Source organism: Pedobacter sp. Leaf216 (genome assembly GCF_001421515.1).
Lineage (GTDB): Bacteria > Bacteroidota > Bacteroidia > Sphingobacteriales > Sphingobacteriaceae > Pedobacter.
Window position 1 is genome coordinate 217273 of record NZ_LMKM01000023.1, and the last position, 19270, is coordinate 236542.

At 38.2% G+C, this 19270-nt stretch carries 18 protein-coding genes; 9 read left to right on the plus strand and 9 right to left on the minus strand.

The genetic code is table 11. The features are described from left to right. Nucleotides 1-134: 134 nt before the first annotated feature. Both ASE74_RS16305 and ASE74_RS24760 read left to right on the plus strand, forming a co-directional pair. Nucleotides 135-1538 carry a discoidin domain-containing protein gene (locus ASE74_RS16305; protein WP_157255454.1) on the plus strand — a complete coding sequence of 468 codons (1404 nt, stop codon included), beginning with the start codon at nt 135-137 and terminating at the stop codon, nt 1536-1538. Between the two features lie 470 nt (nt 1539-2008). Continuing rightward, complete coding sequence (locus tag ASE74_RS24760) at nt 2009-2155, plus strand: hypothetical protein (protein ID WP_157255455.1); 147 nt, start codon at nt 2009-2011, stop codon at nt 2153-2155. A gap of 98 nt (nt 2156-2253) precedes the next feature. Here ASE74_RS24760 and ASE74_RS16310 read toward each other — a convergent pair whose 3' ends face one another. The 4 genes from ASE74_RS16310 to ASE74_RS16325 form a co-directional block, all read right to left on the minus strand. Continuing rightward, nucleotides 2254-3543 carry a gluconate:H+ symporter gene (locus ASE74_RS16310; protein WP_055911243.1) on the minus strand — a complete coding sequence of 430 codons (1290 nt, stop codon included), beginning with the start codon at nt 3541-3543 and terminating at the stop codon, nt 2254-2256. Between the two features lie 116 nt (nt 3544-3659). Then, entirely contained in the window at nt 3660-3842 is a 183-nt protein-coding gene (locus ASE74_RS16315) for a hypothetical protein (protein ID WP_055911246.1), read from the minus strand. Nucleotides 3843-3975: 133 nt separating this feature from the next. After that, a complete protein-coding gene (locus ASE74_RS16320) occupies nt 3976-6510 on the minus strand; it encodes an ABC transporter permease (protein WP_055911248.1) in 2535 nt (844 codons plus the stop codon). Then, nucleotides 6503-7192 (minus strand): ABC transporter ATP-binding protein, encoded by a 690-nt coding sequence (locus ASE74_RS16325; protein WP_055911250.1) that lies wholly within the window; start codon nt 7190-7192, stop codon nt 6503-6505. Before ASE74_RS16325 ends, ASE74_RS16320 begins: the two co-directional genes overlap by 8 nt. A 105-nt stretch (nt 7193-7297) precedes the next feature. Here ASE74_RS16325 and ASE74_RS16330 point away from each other — a divergent pair, with 105 nt between their 5' ends. From ASE74_RS16330 to ASE74_RS16340, 3 genes are all read left to right on the plus strand, one after another. Continuing rightward, nucleotides 7298-7981, plus strand: coding sequence for an arylesterase (locus ASE74_RS16330; protein WP_055911252.1), 684 nt, complete (start codon nt 7298-7300; stop codon nt 7979-7981). A gap of 160 nt (nt 7982-8141) precedes the next feature. Continuing rightward, nucleotides 8142-8636 (plus strand): hypothetical protein, encoded by a 495-nt coding sequence (locus tag ASE74_RS16335; protein ID WP_055911254.1) that lies wholly within the window; start codon nt 8142-8144, stop codon nt 8634-8636. 58 nt (nt 8637-8694) lie between these two features. After that, nucleotides 8695-9279: a nucleotidyl transferase AbiEii/AbiGii toxin family protein gene (locus ASE74_RS16340; RefSeq protein ID WP_235526135.1), complete on the plus strand. Its 585-nt coding sequence runs from the start codon at nt 8695-8697 to the stop codon at nt 9277-9279. A gap of 174 nt (nt 9280-9453) precedes the next feature. Here the strand turns inward: ASE74_RS16340 and ASE74_RS16345 are convergent, their stop codons facing one another. The 4 genes from ASE74_RS16345 to ASE74_RS16360 all read right to left on the minus strand — a co-directional run bounded on the left by ASE74_RS16345 (nt 9454) and on the right by ASE74_RS16360 (nt 14919). Beyond that, nucleotides 9454-11901: an outer membrane beta-barrel family protein gene (locus ASE74_RS16345; RefSeq protein ID WP_055911258.1), complete on the minus strand. Its 2448-nt coding sequence runs from the start codon at nt 11899-11901 to the stop codon at nt 9454-9456. A gap of 31 nt (nt 11902-11932) precedes the next feature. Next, nucleotides 11933-13822, minus strand: coding sequence for a M56 family metallopeptidase (locus tag ASE74_RS16350; protein ID WP_055911260.1), 1890 nt, complete (start codon nt 13820-13822; stop codon nt 11933-11935). Nucleotides 13823-13845: 23 nt separating this feature from the next. Then, entirely contained in the window at nt 13846-14235 is a 390-nt protein-coding gene (locus ASE74_RS16355) for a BlaI/MecI/CopY family transcriptional regulator (protein ID WP_055911262.1), read from the minus strand. A gap of 285 nt (nt 14236-14520) precedes the next feature. Further along, nucleotides 14521-14919, minus strand: coding sequence for a heme-binding protein (locus ASE74_RS16360; RefSeq protein ID WP_055911264.1), 399 nt, complete (start codon nt 14917-14919; stop codon nt 14521-14523). A gap of 179 nt (nt 14920-15098) precedes the next feature. On the opposite strand from ASE74_RS16360, the gene ASE74_RS16365 reads away from it, so the two are divergent. From ASE74_RS16365 to ASE74_RS16380, 4 genes are all read left to right on the plus strand, one after another. Beyond that, the gene (locus ASE74_RS16365) at nt 15099-15749 is read left to right on the plus strand and encodes a FadR/GntR family transcriptional regulator (protein WP_055911266.1); all 651 of its coding nucleotides are present in this window, start codon (nt 15099-15101) and stop codon (nt 15747-15749) included. A gap of 4 nt (nt 15750-15753) precedes the next feature. After that, complete coding sequence (locus ASE74_RS16370; RefSeq protein WP_055911268.1) at nt 15754-16587, plus strand: sulfite exporter TauE/SafE family protein; 834 nt, start codon at nt 15754-15756, stop codon at nt 16585-16587. Nucleotides 16588-16596: 9 nt separating this feature from the next. Further along, nucleotides 16597-16995, plus strand: a complete 399-nt coding sequence (locus ASE74_RS16375; RefSeq protein ID WP_055911270.1) for a DUF1634 domain-containing protein — start codon at nt 16597-16599, stop codon at nt 16993-16995. A gap of 109 nt (nt 16996-17104) precedes the next feature. Next, complete coding sequence (locus ASE74_RS16380) at nt 17105-18316, plus strand: ATP-binding protein (RefSeq protein WP_055911272.1); 1212 nt, start codon at nt 17105-17107, stop codon at nt 18314-18316. Between the two features lie 20 nt (nt 18317-18336). Here ASE74_RS16380 and ASE74_RS16385 read toward each other — a convergent pair whose 3' ends face one another. After that, nucleotides 18337-19191 (minus strand): NAD(P)-dependent oxidoreductase, encoded by an 855-nt coding sequence (locus ASE74_RS16385; protein ID WP_055911988.1) that lies wholly within the window; start codon nt 19189-19191, stop codon nt 18337-18339. Between the last annotated feature and the right edge of the window lie 79 nt (nt 19192-19270).

Below are 19270 nucleotides of genomic sequence, written 5' to 3' on the forward strand. Positions count from 1 at the left end.
AATTTTTAAACGAATTACTAAAACGTTTTAAATAAACTTATTAGTAGTTTTTACTGTAACGGCAGAAAAGATGAAACGGGAGATGGCCGAATATTATTTGAGCAATCAACTCAACCTAAATATAAAAAACCATTATGAAAAACAGATTAATTCTCATCCCGGGCATGCTGATCTTTCTTGCCTTCGCTTGTAAAAAGAAAGCATTGGAAGATGTTCAGCAGATTTCTAAAAGCCCAGTTTCACTAAAAAATAATGCATTACTGGCAGAACCACCCCTTACCTGGCAGGAACATTGGTTCGATCATGTACAAGTTTTACAGCGTTTCTATCACGATACGAGTATTGTGGTATACCATGATAATGATGTGAGCAATACGGTTACCTGGCCTAATACTTACCTGGCGCAGGTTTGGAACTACACTAAAAACAAATATGGTTCTTTTGGTTCCGACTCACGTTTATGGGCAATATTCCATACCGGGAAATATAGTGGTGGGCATCCCAGCACTTATATGGATGCAAGCCACGATTATAGAAACGTAATTGACGTAGGCTCATCAAGTACAAGTGCATGGCTATCGGGCACAGGCAACGATCTAGACCTTACTACACATGAAGTTGGGCATATTGTTGAAGGCGCATCACGAAATGTGCTGAATTCGCCTGCATTTGGCATCTGGCACGATAGCAAATGGATGGAAATATACATTTATGATGTTTATAAAGGCCTCAACCGCCCCGCCGATGTTCAGCGTTGGTATAATCTTGTAGCCAATGGTGCCGAAAACTATCCACGTGCACAAACTTACTGGTTTAGAGATTGGTTCTTCCCAATTTACAGTCAGCAGGGCGATGCAAGTTCTTTAAACAAGTATTTTAGCTTATTGGCACAATACTTCCCAAAAGAAACTGTAAATAATGGCCAGTCCAATATTATGCGTTTCTCCAGATCAATGAACTATGGTGAATTTATCCATTTTTGGAGTGGTGCAACCGGTATAGACCTTAAGCCGCTTGCTTTAAGTGCTTTCGGTAGCCTGGATGAACAAGGCAATGATTGGACGGCTCAACTGAGCACAGCAAAAACCGCTTTCCCAAATGTAAGCTACCTTAAAGATATTACCAGCCAGGCTACCTTGAGCGTAAGTAACGAAAATTCGGGTGGCACATCAGCTACAGAGGGCTCATCAAAACTTGCGGATAGTTATTATAATACCAAATTCTTTTTGGGCAGTTACCCAACATCTTTTTGGGCACAGTTTAGCTTCCCATCAAGTCAGGTTGTTAGAGGATACACCATTACCGCAGGCAATGACGCCCCTGATCGCGATCCGAAGGCTTGGAAACTGATGGGCTCCAATGATAATATAAACTTTACGCAACTGGATATCCGCAGCAACCAAACTTTTGATCTTAGAAAACAGACTAAAAAAATAGTGATCAGCAACGCCACGGCCTATAAATATTATAAGCTTTTTATTACCTCTAACAATGGCAGTGTTGATCTTCAGTTTAGCGAATGGAGGTTATTGCAGTAAAATATTGATGATGACCGGAAATTTAAGAGTTGAGCAATTTCCGGTCATTGTTTCAATCGCCCTCTTCGAAGCTTCGTAGCTTATTATAAATCAGCACAATACACTAAGATCAGGCTTTTTTTTCAAAATCTGATCCAGTTGCCATGCATCAAATTTCTACATCTATCTTGCTGTAGCCACGTTTTTCAAATAGAAGGAGAATTTTGTTCAAATTGGCAAGCAAGCGCTCTAAGTTATGGTTAAGGCATGCAGTATATTAAGATGCAAACAGGAATTATTTTCCGTCCTTTTTCAGAAAGATTTTATGTGTAAAGTATTTCGTCTATAAAATTATTCAGCTGTACACTACACTTCTAACGTAGCGGTACAGTACTGATTATAAAAAGTTAAAAATCAATATTAAATGGGCAGATTGTAAAAATTATTGATCGAGACGTCCCAATCGGCATCTTTTTTGTTACATCCACCGCATGAAAACGAAAGATATAATCAGTGCGCTCTTAGGTATATTGATTATGGCCATAACGTATTGGCTGCTGTTTTACCAGCTCTCCCCTAAAGAGCACAAAGAGGTTAAAACATTTTCATCATTGCCAAAATCCAAAAGTTTAGAATAGTTATTTCTCCTGGATGTAATTGGCTTGATTCACTTCGGATAGCAGTGCTATTTTAGCCCAAAAATTAATATCACATCAGGATCAATCGCCAGAGAATTTTATACAAACTGGTTTAACACCAATACCCCAACAAGGCCCAAAATGGAAACCAGGCTTTCCATAACCGTCCATGTGGTAAAAGTTTCTTTGAGACTGATATTAAAATATTCTTTAAACATCCAGAAACCGGTATCATTTACGTGCGAAAACATCAAACTTCCGGCACCAACGGATAATACCATTAATTCTGGTGGTGCTCCGGGTCCGATTAACGGGAGTACCATACCCGATGCGGTTAATGCTGCGACCGTTGCCGAACCTAAAGTTACCCGTAACGAAGCAGTAATTAACCAGGCGAGCAGCAGTGGCGATAAATTTAAACCTCCTGTAAGTTGTTTAACGGTTTCGCCCATTCCACTATCAATTAAAATTTGCTTAAAAGCTCCACCCGCAGCAATAATCAGAATAATCATGGCAATGCTCTTAACGCCTTCCGCACAAGATTCCATAGCCTTAGCGATGCTGGTTTTTTGAACGGCCAAAGCAATGATAACCGAAATTAATAGTGCCGCGGTAGGATCTGCCAGAAATACAAACAGTGGTTTACCAATATAAGCGAACTTGATACTGCTTCCTATAGTTCCGGCAATGATTAGAAATACTGGTAATAAGGCTGTAACAAAACTTCTTGCGGCAGAAGGGAGATTTTCTTCTTCGCTGATGTTAAAATCGTGAATATTAGCAGTTTGATCGCGTTTAATAATCATTCTTGGAAAGTAAATTCCGGCAATAATTGCTATTGGCACACTTAATATTAACCCATAAATTAATGTTTTACCAATATCTGCATGAAAAATTCCTGCCAAAGCAACCGGCCCCGGATGAGGGGGTAAAAAGCCGTGGGTTACTGAAAGTGCGGTGGCCATTGGAATGCCAATATATAATTTAGAAAGACCAGTAGCAGCTGAAATTGCAAATACCAAAGGGATGAGCACTACAAAACCTGCATTGTAAAATAGTGGAATCCCAACTAAAAGGCCTGTTAACAAAACGGCCCATTGGATGTTCTTTTTACCAAAAGCTCCAATGAGAATGAAAACAATCTTTTTCGCCGAGCCGCTATCCTCAATCAATTTACCCATCATGGCCCCGAGTGCCAATACCATAACCATACTCCCGAGTGTACTACCTATACCATTACTGATGGCACTCATTACCTTTGTGGCTGGCATACCCAATAACAAACCGGTAATAATGGCCACTGCAATTAATGCAATCATCGGGTTGATCTTTTTGAGAATCAGCACGAAAAGCAACAAAATTCCGAAGAGTAATATGAATAATGACATTTGGTTAGGGTTTAGGCAATGTACTTTGCCACAGGTGCACTTGATGGAACAGGTTTTTTCATACCTGTACTTTTCTAATTAACTGTGGCTAATTTCTCATTCAATTTAGGTTTAATTTATTTCTTAATAACAATGGTTCTGCCCGTAACAAGATTAAACTCGTAAATCCGATACAAACCATCATCGCTGATTTCTATGGTTTCTACCAAACCTGTTTTGCTAAAGGTATCGGTTACCATATCGCCGATTTTTACATCTTGAAGAATATCGCTGGGTGTATCGCTATTTAATCTGATCATAAAAGTAAAAGTATCGATTATTAATAAAATCTCCACCGATTGTGTTTAGCAATGTTTTAAATTTAGAAGCAATCGGATTTTAATTTGCTTTTAAATCTCTTGGCTGGTACTGGTAGCAGAGCTTTAGGAGCTCCTAACTCTCTGTTCTTAAAATTTTTAGAGGCGGCTGATTAAGGATACTTCTTGTGCTCAGCACTCCTGTAATAACCACCAGTAATACAATCGAGCCAAATAACAACACAGTTGGCAGAAGTGGTGGTGTAAATGCCGCATCGAAGACAAATTTAGCCAAAGCCCAACTGCCACCAATGGCTAAAATTAGTCCTGTAGCTGCAGCAAAAGCACCTAAAAATAAATATTCGATGGCATTTATGGCTAAAATCTGCTTTTTACTCGCTCCCATTGTACGCAATAAAATACTTTCTTTTATCCTTTGGTTTTTACTGGTAAGTACCGACGATATTAAAACAATCCATCCGGTAACCATGCTAAAACCGGCCATAAATTGAATTACGAAACCAATTTTGCTTAACAACTCATCAAGCAGTTTTAAAATCAGATCTAAATCGATTACCGATACATTAGGAAATTTTTGCACCACTTCTCCCTGGAAACGGGCAGAAACTTCACCTGATGGTACCCTTGTCATCAATACATGAAACTGTGGTGCTTCTTCTAACACCCCGGCCGGAAAAACCACCCTAAAATTGGTTTGCATCCTGCTCCAGTTTACCTCACGCAAACTTCCTACAACCGTCGGAATCATCATGCCCTGCACATTAAAAAGAATTTTGTCGTTCAGTTCAACGTTAATCGATTGTGCATAACGCTGATCCAGTGAAATATAAACGGTTTCATTGGCTTTAATTTTTCCAATCCATTTACCTGAAGTGATTTTCTCAGCCGCCGTTAAAGTATCCTGATAAGTAGCCCTGATCTCGTTGCGATAAGCCCTCCTGTTATTGGTATCGGCACTGGCTTTTTTGCCATTAATTTCTTCAATGCGCATCGTTATCACCGGAACCTGGTTCATCAATGGCAATTTAAAAGCTTTCGTTAAACTATCCAACCCTTCTTTTTGCGTATTCTGAATATCGAACATCACCATATTTGGCTGATTGGCACCCGATGAAAGTGTTACCCGGCTCATTAATATACCTTGCACGAAGAATAATGTACAGATAAATGCGGTTGATAAACCTATGGAAACGGTTAACATTAATGTTTGGTTATTGGGCCTGTAAAGATTGGCAAAGCCCTGTCGCCATAAGTAGCTCGATGAATTTGGCAACAGTTTGCGCACCATATACATCAATAACTTAGATAGTATGATCAACAGCAGAAAAGCAATGGCTATACTTAAGGTAAATGCCAGGGTTTGCACCCATGTTTTCATTTGCAAATGCGTAAAACCTGTAATAAAGGCGGCCATAAGCAGGTATACCAGCCAGGTTAAAGGGTCTCTTTTGCCCCCCGTTTTTTCGAAAGATAACCTGATGGCATTTAAAGGTGAAATACGCCTTACAGACAATAATGATGGAAGGGCAAAAAGAATTGAAATGATGAGGCCAAGCAAAATTCCCTGCGCAACAGCAAACCACGACACTTGCATGGTAATTTCTACAGGTAAAAAATCTTTTAAAACCAATGGAAGCAGAAACTGGATACCCGTACCTAAAATTGCGCCCAAAACCGAAGCAATTAAACCTATAAAAAAAACCTGAATGAGATAAATTATAAAAGCATGCCGTGATTTTAAGCCCAAACACCTTAAAGTAGCAATGGCACTCAATTTTTCCTGAATGTAAACGTGTATGGCACTGCCTACACCCACACAGCCTAATAATAGGGCAATAAATCCCGATAGGGCCAGAAAACGGTTTACATCTTTAAAAGACCTTCCGGTTTGTTCCTTTCTCGATTCTACCGTGTCGGCATCAAAACCTTCTTTTTCCAGTTTTGCATCCTGTTTTTTAACCCATTCATCAATACCTGATGGATCGTTATATTTAAAGTAAAATTTATTGTTGATCCGGCTTCCGGTTTTGATCAGATTTGTTTTATCAAGCGTTTGCAGCGGAATGTAAACCGTTGGCGCAATACTCGAACCGATTCCTGTTTGGCCTGGAGCCTTTGTTAAGGTACCAAGTATATTAAAGTTTAAATCGCCGATTTTTACCGAATCGCCAACCTTAGCCTTAAACTGCAACATCAGTGTTTGATCTACCAGTGCATTTCTTCCCGATTGAAAGTTTTTTGCAGCAGCCAGCGGGATGGTTTCTATTATACCGTAATAGGGATAATTACCTTCAAGTGCTTTCATTTGTACCAAGCGGCTGCCCCCACCCTTCTGAAAGTAAATCATCGAGGCAAATGTTTTCTCCTGCGACCTTTCATCGCCAAGCGTATCGAGCATTTTTTGCATCGCTTTGCTTACACCTTTACGACTATCCAAAACCAGATCGGCGCCGGTAAGCTCTTTTGCCTGCGCATCAATATCTTTTTGCAGGTTATCTTTAAATGAGTACACAGCAACAAGCGCCGCAATACCCAACACAATTGATGATATAAAAAGAAGTAAACGCGCACGGTTTTTCCGGCTATCGCGCCAGGCCATTTTAAACAGCCACGAAAGTTTAACGCTTTGCTTTGGAAGGGTATTAGGCATAAGTAGGATTTTCGTCTGAAATGATTACGCCACCTTTAATTTTAATGCTTCTTGCTGTTTTTGCTGCCAGTTCTAAATCGTGTGTTACAATTACCAATGTGGTTCCGGCATCTTTATTCAGGTCGAAAAGCAGTTTAATTACTTTCTCACTTGTTTCTGCATCTAAGTTCCCGGTAGGTTCATCAGCAAAAAGAATGGCAGGCTGATTGGAAAATGCACGGGCCAACGAAACCCTTTGTTGTTCTCCGCCAGATAATTGAACCGGATAATGGTGCGCCCGGTTAGCCAGCCCCACTTTATCAAGCAGATCTAAAGCATGCGTACGGATATTTTTTGCGCCCCTTAATTCTAAAGGAACCATTACATTTTCGAGTGCAGTTAAGGTCGGCAAAAGCTGAAAATTTTGAAAGATAAAGCCTACATACTGGTTTCTAACCGCAGCACGCTCATCTTCATTTAATTTCTCCAACGCAATACCATTCAATTCAACAGTTCCATTGCTCGCAAGGTCTAAACCTGCGCATAAACCCAGTAGAGTTGTTTTTCCGCTTCCGGAAGGTCCGGTAATGGCCACTGTTGAGCCAGCAGCGATAGAAAAATTAATGTTATCCAGAACGGTAAGTTCTCGTCCGGCGCTTTGGTAAATTTTGCTTACATTTCGGATATTCAATATGCTTTCCAATAGCTGATATTTTTAGGGTTTGTGTATCTACATTTACCAAACATAACGGCTTGATGCCTGTTAAGATATTGGTTTAAACGAAAATTAGATTTAGATTTATTAGATATGTTACGAAAACGATTAATAGGCCTATTTGTTTTGTGTTTTGCACTGCTAAGCTGTGGAAATCAACAAAGTAAAAGCAATACCAATAAAACTTTAGATTCGGCTGACCAAAAATCAGCAACTGTAGCGCAGGAAAAGAAAAACATTCTTTTTTTTGGCACCAGTTTAACTGCAGGATACGGACTTGACCCTACGGAAGCTTACCCGGCATTGATTCAAAATAGAATCGACTCCTTAAAAATGCCCTATGAGGTAATCAATGGTGGTTTAAGTGGCGAAACCTCTGCCGGTGGCAAAGGCAGAATTGATTGGTTGCTTAAACAGCGCGTGGATATTTTTGTGCTCGAACTAGGAGCAAATGATGGCTTGCGGGGTTTACCGGTTGCGCAAACCATAAAAAACCTACAGGCAATTATTGATCGGGTTAAAGCTAAATATCCGGATGCTAAAATGGTGTTGGCTGGTATGCAGGTACCACCAAATATGGGCGCAAAATATGCATCCGACTTTAAAAACATCTTTCCTGATTTAGCCAAGAAGAATCAAATGGCTTTAATTCCATTTTTATTAGATAAGGTTGGCGGTATTCCTAAATTAAACCAGGCTGATGGTATTCATCCTACCGCTGAAGGAGATAAAATTCTTGCAGAAAATGTTTGGGTAGTGCTAAAGGATTTATTGTAAGACCCATCAATTTCAAATAAAAAGATTGCCGATAATAAATACAAACAGAAAGAATATTAAAAATCATTTAACTGATAATGATTCAGTTAACACAACTCCTAGATATAATCATGTACTAGTGAGGACCCAAAATGCAAACAATATTGTTTACATTTGTATTATGTTCAAAAAGCTATCAATATTAAAAGGACTCCATCCAGGCTTTTTTCTGGAGCATGAGCTTAAGAAAAAAAAGCTTTCTAAACGGAGTTTCGCTCTTTCCTTAGCAGAGCATCCACAAACCATTGGGGCAATTACCAAAGGAAACAGAGATATGAACACCAATCTTTCATTGCGGATTGAAAATGCACTTGGTTTGGAAGAAGGTTTTTTAATGACACTTCAAGCCTTTTATGACATCAAAAAAGAAAAGCAAAAGCAAAAATTAACACCTAATCTCTCTGTTTTTAGCCCAACGTTGTTTTGGGATACCAAAATTGAAAATATTGATTGGAATCTTCATAAAAAATCTATTGTAAGCCGAATATTTGAATATGGCAATGAAAATGAAAAACAAGAGATTTTGAGTTTTTATGGAAAAGATACGGTGGAAAAATTACTTTCTACACCTTCAAATAGTCGTCCGAAAAGCTTAAATGGAATTAACATAATTTAGTTTAATGATTCATTGGCATACTGTAAATAATCGATTAAAGGATTGCCTGCAACTTCTAATGCATGAGCCATTATTTAATCGGTTCAGATTAGTTGGGGGCACAGCATTGAGTTTACAATTGGGTAACCGCATTTCAATAGACATTGATTTATTTACAGATGCAACTTACGGATCAGTAAACTTTAAAGAAATTGATTCTTTTCTAACTAATCACTTTGATTTTATTTTTGGTGTATCTAATATGCCAGTAGCAATGGGAAAATCATACAGGGTAGGAAAAGATGAAAGTACGCTTGTTAAACTCGACTTTTACTATACTGATAACTTTATATTTGAGCCGCTTATTGTTGATGGTATTCGAATGGCCACAATAGCGGAAATTTTGGCTATGAAAGTAGATGTGATTCAGAGGGGCGGTAGGAAAAAAGATTTTTGGGATATTCATGAACTAATGGAATCTTTTTCATTACAACAAATGTTGGCACTTCATCAAAAACGATATCCTTACAACCACGATCCTTTACTTATTAAAAGAAACATGATCGATTTTGGGCCTGCCGATCATGAACCCGATCCAATCTGCATGAGGGGAAAACACTGGGAACTGATCAAGTATGATTTGATAACTCTTTTAGAGAATTAGAATAATAAATCATACTATTTATTGAAATAGGGTGAAACTGCTCATATTTTTCCTCATAAACTTTTTTATGTTCCATCATTGTTAACTGAGTTAACTGAACATCATTCGAACTCTGCCGCGCTTACAATTGAGGTAAACCGAAGTCAAATAAGCTTCGCATCCTGAAAATAAACCCTAATTCTTTACCCTATTTTTCTCAGCATCTGCACCAGAAGATTCATGCTTGGCTGGCAACGAAAATGCCTTTCCAAAACGGTAACTGTAACTCAGCATCACCGCACGAGAATCTTGTTTGTTTACCCAATTGGCCTCTGTGGCTGCAAGGTTATTAATTACGCCTCTGTAAATACGGTTTCTAAATATATCGCTTGCTGTTAACTTGAGTGTGCTTTTTGGGGAAAGCTTTTTCTGCACAGCCGCTCCAAATTCATGCACAGAACCCAGGAAAAACTGAACATTAGAAAATTTACTTTGATAACGCATGTTCAACTCGGCATTCCATGTGTTACTTATTTTAAACTGCAACGTAGGGTTTGCCCTGAAATAACTTCCATTGGTAACCAAAAACCCCGTATAGAAATCGGTTTTAGAAACCATTTTCGCAACCTCCAGGTATGCATTCAACTTTACCCACTTGGCCAGGTCTATTTCAGCATCAACCGAAACGTTAGCCACTGTTGTTTTGCCCACATTTGCAGGTCGGCTGTAATACGTACCCTCCACTATTTCGATGGTTTCATTTACTTCATCCCTAACCCAACTGTACCCAAATGTGGTGGTAATTTTGTTTTTAAAGGTATGCGAAAGTTCGACGCTTTGTGTAAATGATGGCTTTAGGAAAGGATTCCCTACATAGTAGGTAAATTTATCCAGCGGAGAGAAAAACGGATTCAAATCCTGGTAATACGGACGATCGATCCGCCTGCCGTAATTTAAACCCAGTTGGTTGTTGCCGGCAGTATCTAATTTGTAAGAAAAATAAAGTGTTGGAAACAAACTGTTGTAAGTTCGCTTAAAACTCGAATCAGGTTTAATCAGATTGCCAAGCTGATGACCATTTGAAACTGTATTTTCATAGCGCAATCCTGCCTGTAAGGAAAAACGCTTTCCTTCGCGACTCATATTCAAATAAACCGCATTAATATGTTCTTCATATAAAAAGTGGTTGCTCTTTTCGTAATCGGCATTGGTTTTATTATTGGCAGTATTAAAATAGTCGGCAATATTATCTGTTTTGGTGTAAGCAGTTTTAACACCTGCATCAATCTTCCATTTGTTTTCGAGTGGATGGGAATAATCCACTTTTGCCGTATAAATATCAATATCAGCAGGCAAATTACCTGTTAAAATATCCTGATACTTTAAAGTTCCGGCAGGCAGATAACTGAAATTATAATAGGTTTGATCAGTTTGGTTACGGTACAACAGGTAATCGGCATCAAAAGTAATCTCCCTGCCAGCCTGGTTAAATTTATGCCGGTAATTTAAATTTACCCCTGCATTTTGATATTTAATCTGGTCGATATTTTCCGCCCTTATAACAGAATCCAACTGAACAGAAGCATTGGATAAATTACTGGTATTGTTATTAACCTGCTTAGAAATCCGGTTCATTCCGGTAAGCACAATACCCCAGGTGGTTTTATCAGATGCATAATAATCTAAACCGGTTTTTAAATTAAATGTGTTGCCATGCCTACGGAAATATGAATTTTGATTGAAATAGGATTTGGCACTACCATCTTCATTTTTGTATTTCCTGTTAAGGTCAAGATCTGTAAAACTATTGTTCAGGTTGTAACTCAGGTTTCCAAAAACATTAATTTTATCCTTTCGGTAATTAAAATTAAAACTATTGTTCGATCGGCTTAATTCTCCCTGGTTCAAACTCAGATTAATCCCTCCATTAAAACCAGCGGTTTTGGTTTTTTTAGTTTTTATATTAATAACCCCTCCATTTCCTGCAGCATCGTACTTGGCAGGCGGGTTGGTCATCAGTTCAATCTGATCAAGTGAAGAAGACGGCAACGAACGCAGGTAATTTTCCAGGTCGGCCCCCGATAAATAGGTCGGTTTATCATCAATAAAAACAGCTACACCACCTTTTCCTTTGAGCGAGATTGCACCATTTTGATCTACATTTACTCCGGGCGATTTACTTAATACATCCAGTGCAGTTGTACCAGCATTGGAAATTAAAGCATCAACATTAACCACTGTACGGTCTATCTTACGCTCTACAAATGCTTTCTGGCCCGAAACATTGACTTCCTTTAAATTAGTTGCTCCCGTTTTGATCTTAATATCGGTTAAATTAATAACGGTATGATCAGGTGTTAAAACCAAAGTATCGGTTTGATAAATGGGCGAACCCACAACCGATACTTTGATGATGTACTTACCATAAGCGAGCTTATCAAAACTAAACTGACCGTCCTTTTCTGTAAAAGTAGTTTTTATCAGCAGCGAATCTTTAATCAGGGCAATAGTGGCAAATTCTATATTTTTTTCATCGGCATCCAATACACGACCATAAATTCGGCTTTGTTGGGGTTGAACTTGGGCAAAAGTAAGGGCAATATTTATCCATGAGGCTAAAAAAGCCACGAGCTTAAATTTCATGATGTGTTATTGGATTAGCGCTTTTAGAAAATTAGTTTTTGTTGTTTTCGATCAGAAAATTATACATCAGCGAATGGTTATCGTTTTTTAAAAACTTTTGCTTGTACTTTTTCTGAACGTCGGCACTTTGTTTTTCGCCATTTACAATCAGTTCATCCTTATTAAGCTTGTACGATAATTTATTGGTGCTACTGATGATTCCGTCTTTCATCAATTGTTGATTGATTTGGTTGGTATAATCATGGCCGTCACCATTGGTAACGCTTTTGGAAGTAACCGTGCGCTGATTAACCGTTTTACCATTATTTAATGGCGGCGTAGGCGGAGTTGGTGGATTTATTTGATTTGGTGGCAATGCAGGAGCTGCTGGCACGGCAGGCATTGCAGGAACGGCGATAGACGATCTCGGAGTTCTTGGTGCTCTTGGCGGGCGCGGCGGGCGGGGTGCCCTTGGTGAACGAGGACCATCACCACGCTTATCATCCTGAGCCCATTTAGCATCTTCTTTTGCCCACTTAGCATCTTCTTTAGCCCATTTGGCATCTTCTTTAGCCCATTTTTCATCAACTTTTCTTAACATCTCGTCTTCAATTCTTGCCTTAGCGTCCTCTATTCTTGCTCTGGCATCCTCCTTAGCATGATCTGCATCTTGCTGCCTTGCTTTTAAATCTTCAGCTCTGGCTTTTACATCTTCATCTGTTTCGGCTTTTTTACGCTTTTCATCCAACTGTTTAAGTTGTCGTTCCATTTTCACATTGATTTCCTTCTCCAGTTGATCAGTCGGTTTGCTTTGTGTAGATTTAGTTTTTCTGGTGCTATCCTGTTTAATCTGCACTAAACTGGACACTTCTTTTTTGGTAGTTGTTTTTGCATTGCCTACACTTTTAAAAGCGGCAGTACAAACCACTACCGATACCAGGGCGATGGTTAATATTGTTTTTTCCATTTTGTTTAAAGTTGAATTGGTGTTAAATAACATCCTGCTGGCTCTATGCAGCAGGCTACCGTTCTTACCTGTAATCGCCATGGCATAAGCAGGTGCACGCTGCTTAAATTCCTGACAGACTATAAGGGCTTGAACATAGTTTTTGCGATCATCCACGCATGCGATGGCCAAATCATCACAGCAATTTTCGCGTTCTGTTTTTATTAATTGTGATACCCAAAGTACCGCTGGGTTAAAGAAGAAAACAATTTCAATAAAGCTTTGCAACAGGTTAACCAAATAATCTTTACGCTTGATATGCGCAAGTTCATGCGCAAGAATAGCCTCAACTTCGGCATTGGAAAGCCCATTTAGCAAACCTAGCGGAATCAGTATGAGCGGTTTTAAGTGCCCTACCACCATGGGTGCATGCGCAATGCCCGATTGCATTATCTTAACAGGTTGGGTTAAACCCATCTTTGCGGTAAGTTCAGTTAATTTTTCATCCCATTTTATTCCCGCAGCATAAGTTTTATGCCTGCGTAAATGATATACACCATTTAAACCTACCATTAACTGGATACTTTTGCCACAAATAATTAAAAACCAAATCAATACAATCTGATAAGAATTGGCATTCCAGGCCGAAAGGATTCTGTTTATTCCGGAATACATGTTATGTTGTAATGCCGCTACTGTTTGTTGATCTGCCAGCGCAGTTGGCACATTAATTCCGCTTTGATGAATAATTTGGTTCTCGTAAGCACTGGGTTTTTGAAGCTCGTTAAAAAAGGTAATGCCGATGGACAAAACAAAAAGCCCCAAACAAATGGTTAGCAGGTTGTACCTCAGGGTAGCACTTGCTTTGCGGGTTGTAAACATCACCAGGCCTGCAATAAGAGACAGGATTACACCAAGCCATAATGAGTGGAACAAGGTAGTCCCTAAGGCATGCAGCCAATTTTCGGGTAAAAGCTTAATTAATTTAAAATCCATGATTGTGGTTCTTTTAGATTCTGTTAATCCATGCTATCCAATAGCCGCTTTATCTCTTCAATTTCTTGTTTAGATGTTTTTTCATTACCCAATAACTGCATCATCAACTGCGAAGCTGAACCTTTGTACAAAGTATTAACGAAACGATCTAACAGTTGAACTTTTGTTTTTTCTTCTGCCTCAACCGGAATATAAATGTGTTTCATTTGGCTTTCATCACGTTTTAAGATCCCTTTTTCGGTCAGAATTTGCATCTGCTTTAAAGTTGAAGTATAGTTTACCTCTTTTTGAATGTTCAATTTATCGTTTACAAACCGAACTGTAGATGGTCCGAACTCCCACAATACCTGAAGAATTTCCAATTCGGCTTTAGTAGGTTCGGGCAGATTATTTCCAGCTTGATTACTTTTCATAATTTAAAGGTACGATAAATATCGTACGTTACAAATATTAGGTTAATTATTTTTATTTTTTTCAAATAATGGGCCTTATACGCTATATAAACAGGCATTACTGAAAATAAAAAATCGAATTTTAATTTTATAGGTGTTTAAAAATCAACTTTACGAAGGAAGATGTAAATAAATTTTACTTAAAACAAGTTGATTTACCAGATTGGTTAAGCGGAAGGAAAGATGCTGTTTATCAAGTTTCCCATTAGGATAAACCAGATAAACAGCATAGAAGAACAAAGTTTACTATAAAGCGTCTGCCCCGGCAGTAGCCACGGCATGATCATCATCAACAGTGCTGCCCGAAACACCAATTGCACCAATAATCTCACCTGCCTCATTTTTAATTACCACACCACCCGGAAAGGTAATTAACCCACCGTTTGAGTGCTCAATATTAAATAATGGTTCTCCGGGTTGAACAAGTGGTGTTAAGGCTTTTGTATCCATCAAAAACCAATTGGCTGTTTTGGCTTTCTTTTGTGCAATATCAGCCGAGCCTAGCCAGGCACCATCCATACGCACAAAAGCAAGCAGGTTACTGCCTGCATCTACCACTGCAATATTCATTTTAGTATTAATTTCAATGGCTTTGGCCTTAGCCGCAGCAATTACCTGTTCAGCCTGTTCTAATGTAATGTTCATATTTATTTTGAGTTAGAAGGAAATAACATATACTAACGCGTAAAGTTTTAAAAATCAATAAATAAGCACACTCCAATAAATAAAAATATTGAACCGTCAGCGAAAAATGAAAATAAAAAGACACAAAACATCTGATGTTTAAAACAAACATCGTATGTTTGTACTGTTAATTGAAAATTATGAAACAGGAGAGCAGACTATTTGAGCAGGTATCCGGTAAAATTCGGAGAGATATTAAAGACGGAAAATTTAAAGTTGGTGAAAAAATCCCATCAGAGCCTGCATTAATGGAACTTTATAATGTAGGTCGTTCTACAGTTAGAGAGGCAATTAAATCGCTTACCCTATCTGGAATCCTCACCGTCCAGCAAGGTTTTGGAACAAAAGTTAATGCCGTGCCTACCGAACCGATTGAACAACGCCTGCGGAGTTCGAATTTCGAAGAGATTAATCAGGTAAGGGCCCTTCTCGAACAGGAAATTGTACGTTTAGCTACCCAAAACCGCACAGATTCAGATCTTCAAATAATTCATGATGCACTTGAAAATAGAAAAAAAGCAATTGAGCATGAATTAAGAGCTGAATGTACCAATGCCGATATCGAATTTCACCTCGCCATTGCCCGCGCCTCAGGGAACCGCGTTCTGGCCGACCTTTATGAAAGCTTCACAATCATTATCCGCGATTTCTTTGCCAAAAGAGCTCCTTCAGGGATTAGCCATTTTGCAATGAGCCATCACTTGCACCAGGCGCTTTTTAACGCAATACAGCAAAGCGATACCGAAACCGCAAGTGCGACAATTACAACAATTTTGAACAATAATCATTAATATCATGTCAATTTTAACTTTTACCCTGATCCTCATCCTCGGTGCTTATCTCGCAGGGCTCGTTGGATCATTAACCGGTCTTGGCGGAGGCGTAGTTGTAATCCCCTTACTTACCCTTGTTTTTCACGTCGATATCCGCTATGCAATTGGTGCCGCTTTACTGGCTTCCATCGCCAATTCATCAGGTGCTGCAAGCGCGTACATTAAAGAGGGAATTACCAATATCCGTTTGGGTATGTTTTTAGAAATCGCCACAACAGTTGGTGCAGTAATTGGTGCTTTAATTGCAGTTTATACTCCAACAAATACCATTGCGATTCTTTTCGGGAGTGTATTGCTTTTTTCGGCAGCAATGACTTTAAGGAAAAAAAACCAGGTGGCCTTAACTGAGGGCAGTAAACTTTCTGCAATACTCAAGCTTAACAGCAGCTATCCTACCCCAACAGGAACGGTAGATTATAAATTAAAAAACGTTGGTGCAGGTTTTTCCATCATGACGGTAGCTGGTCTAATGTCGGGCTTATTGGGTATCGGCTCTGGTGCACTAAAAGTACTGGCAATGGATACAGCAATGAAAATTCCTTTTAAAGTGAGTACTACCACCAGTAATTTTATGATTGGTGTTACCGCAGCAGCCAGTGCTGTAGTTTATTTGCAACGTGGATACATGGATCCTGGAATTGCATTTCCGGTTGTACTTGGTGTATTGGGCGGAGCTTTTACCGGAGCAAAATTATTAACAAGCATCAATCCATCAACATTGAGAATTATCTTTTGTATCGCCATTACATTTGTTGCCTTCGAAATGATCTACAATGGCTATCAACATAAATTTTAATAAAAGATTATGAAAAATATCTCCACACATCTTATACAAGATCGCGACGTAGAAAAAATTGTTGGAAAATTATTACGGTTTGGTGTAATTACAGCCAGTATAGTGGTGTTAGCAGGCGGCATACTCTTTCTCATTCAATATGGAACAGCGGCCAGGCCGGATTATCATATCTTTAAAGGCGAAGAAAACAGTTATATTACCTTTAAAGGGATTTTTATGGGGATTTTCACATTAAAACCCATGGCCATTATCCAGTTTGGAGTGTTACTCTTAATCATTACGCCCATAATGCGAATTGTATTTTCGCTATTTGCCTTTGTAATCGAGAAGGATAAAATGTATGTTATAATAACATTAATTGTTCTTGCTATTATTTTAGGCAGCACTTTCGGCGGACTAAAAATCTAACTTTCTTAAAGGTTTTTTATACGGTATACATGAAACTTTTTATGATTTGTTTATAAGTTTACGATATACATGAAACTTTTACTACTTTTGAGAAAAGTATACGGCATACATGAAACTTATCAAAAGACCCATATATACAAATCGGATTACTCCATTTATCAACAAACAGGTAATAAAGGTAATTACTGGCCAAAGGCGTGTTGGTAAGAGTTATGTTATGCTTCAGTTAATGGAAAATATCAAAGCAATTGATAAAAAAGCGAACATTGTGTATATAAATATGGAAGTGGATGATTTTACACATATTAAAACACATGAAGATTTAACCAATCACCTTAAAGACAAATTTCCAAGCAATAAAAATAATTATTTTTTTATTGATGAGGTTCAGGAGGTAAAGGAATTTGAAAGAACTTTACGGAGTTTACTTGCAAAAAATACCTGCGATATATATTGTACAGGCAGTAATGCCAATATGCTTTCAGGCGAACTTGCCACTCATTTATCCGGAAGGTATATGGTTTTTCAGATTCATGCATTAAGCTTTATTGAATTTCTTGAATTTCATCAACTAGAAAATAAACAAGAATCACTTATACTTTACCTTAAGTATGGAGGAATGCCTTTTTTACCAAATATCGGACTACAAGAAAATCTGCCTTACGAATACCTGCGAAGTGTTTATTCGACCATTTTACTAAAAGATGTTGTGGCCAGAGAAAATATACGTAGTGTTTCCTTTCTAGAAAACCTTGTGGCCTATCTCGCAGATAATATGGGAAGCTTATTTTCAGCTAATAATATCAGCAAATACCTGAAATCGCAAAAAGTAGAGATTTCCACGCAACTAACCATAAACTATTTGCGGGCTTTGAGCAATACTTTTTTTGTGCATAAGGTTCAGCGCACTGAAGTGGGTGGGCTAAAAATATTCGAAATAGGAGAAAAATATTATTTTGAGGATTTAGGCCTTAGAAACGCAATTATAGGTTTCAACCAAGTTGCTGATCTACATAAATTAATGGAAAACGCAGTTTACCTACATTTAAAACAGCAAAATTTTAACGTTTTTGTTGGTAAACTGGGCGAAAATGAAATTGATTTTGTAGCCGATAAAAATGGCAATAAAACGTATATACAAGTTTGCCTAACTATACAGAGCGAAATCACTGCTAACCGTGAATTTGGAAACCTTTTAAAAATAGAGGATAACTATCCAAAATATGTTATTACATTAAATGATATAATGATAGGACAAAATAAAGAAGGCATTATACAAAAAAATCTGCTCGAATTTTTATCCGAACAGACTGATAATTAACAATTAACAAATTATTACAATTATGCTTTAAGCTGCTTAATTACTGCAATCAAATCTTCTTCTCCATAATTTGCAGCTGCAGCCTCAAAGGTATTCCGTGCTGTTTTCGCTAAAGGCAAATCAAGGCCGATGGCTTTAGCTAGATTTAAATCTTTTACAATGTGCTTAAGTGCAAAAGCGGGTTTATAATTATCAGCAACAATTACATAGCCTTTAATTTTGGTGAATACATTAGCAATAGCCCCATTGTTAATCAGATTAAGTAAATCTTCGGTTTTAATGCCTTGTTGATTGGCAAACACAACAGTTTCTGCCAAACCCTGGGTATATAATGCCAATAATGAATTTATGGCGAGTTTTGCCACATTGCCAACACCTGCTTCGCCGAGGCGTACAGCCATTTTGCCCATTTTTTCGAGGATTGGTTTTACCTCGTTGAAAGCAGTTTCATCACCTCCTACCATAATTACCAACTGACCTGTTTCTGCCTGTTTTACACTTCCAGAAACTGGCGCATCTAAATAGATACTTCCTTTATCTTGGCATAATGCAGCCATTTCTTTTGAAATTGAAGGAGAAACTGTACTCATATTAATGATGATTTTGCCAGCATTTTCTGCGCTAAAAAGTCCATCATCTCCTTTAAAAACCTGTTCTATTGCCACATCATCGGTAACCATAACAATTACCACATCGGTAGCTGCAACCAAATCTTTTGGCGTTTCAGCAATTGAAGCACCCATTTCTTTCAAAACAGCTTCTTTATCCTTGCTCCTGTTATAAACCGTAACGGCGTAATCAGCTTTTATTAATTGTTCTGCCATTGGGATCCCCATATTACCTAGCCCAATCCAACCTATTTTTTGTGTATTCATTTCTTCGTTTTTATGATAAACAAATGTGCCAAAGAAAAAGCTTAAATTATTTATTAAGCGTAAAAATGACATCATTAAT

Coding starts and splice junctions, on each gene's coding strand:
- ASE74_RS24760 (WP_157255455.1), top strand. CDS start 2,009: ATGAAAACGAAAGATATAATCAGTGCGCTCTTAGGTATATTGATTATG.
- ASE74_RS16335 (WP_055911254.1), top strand. CDS start 8,142: ATGTTCAAAAAGCTATCAATATTAAAAGGACTCCATCCAGGCTTTTTT.
- ASE74_RS16365 (WP_055911266.1), top strand. CDS start 15,099: ATGAAACAGGAGAGCAGACTATTTGAGCAGGTATCCGGTAAAATTCGG.
- ASE74_RS16350 (WP_055911260.1), bottom strand. CDS start 13,822: ATGGATTTTAAATTAATTAAGCTTTTACCCGAAAATTGGCTGCATGCC.
- ASE74_RS16340 (WP_235526135.1), top strand. CDS start 8,695: ATGCATGAGCCATTATTTAATCGGTTCAGATTAGTTGGGGGCACAGCA.
- ASE74_RS16385 (WP_055911988.1), bottom strand. CDS start 19,191: ATGAATACACAAAAAATAGGTTGGATTGGGCTAGGTAATATGGGGATC.
- ASE74_RS16345 (WP_055911258.1), bottom strand. CDS start 11,901: ATGAAATTTAAGCTCGTGGCTTTTTTAGCCTCATGGATAAATATTGCC.
- ASE74_RS16355 (WP_055911262.1), bottom strand. CDS start 14,235: ATGAAAAGTAATCAAGCTGGAAATAATCTGCCCGAACCTACTAAAGCC.
- ASE74_RS16310 (WP_055911243.1), bottom strand. CDS start 3,543: ATGTCATTATTCATATTACTCTTCGGAATTTTGTTGCTTTTCGTGCTG.
- ASE74_RS16370 (WP_055911268.1), top strand. CDS start 15,754: ATGTCAATTTTAACTTTTACCCTGATCCTCATCCTCGGTGCTTATCTC.
- ASE74_RS16320 (WP_055911248.1), bottom strand. CDS start 6,510: ATGCCTAATACCCTTCCAAAGCAAAGCGTTAAACTTTCGTGGCTGTTT.
- ASE74_RS16375 (WP_055911270.1), top strand. CDS start 16,597: ATGAAAAATATCTCCACACATCTTATACAAGATCGCGACGTAGAAAAA.
- ASE74_RS16380 (WP_055911272.1), top strand. CDS start 17,105: ATGAAACTTATCAAAAGACCCATATATACAAATCGGATTACTCCATTT.
- ASE74_RS16305 (WP_157255454.1), top strand. CDS start 135: ATGAAAAACAGATTAATTCTCATCCCGGGCATGCTGATCTTTCTTGCC.
- ASE74_RS16330 (WP_055911252.1), top strand. CDS start 7,298: ATGTTACGAAAACGATTAATAGGCCTATTTGTTTTGTGTTTTGCACTG.
- ASE74_RS16315 (WP_055911246.1), bottom strand. CDS start 3,842: ATGATCAGATTAAATAGCGATACACCCAGCGATATTCTTCAAGATGTA.
- ASE74_RS16360 (WP_055911264.1), bottom strand. CDS start 14,919: ATGAACATTACATTAGAACAGGCTGAACAGGTAATTGCTGCGGCTAAG.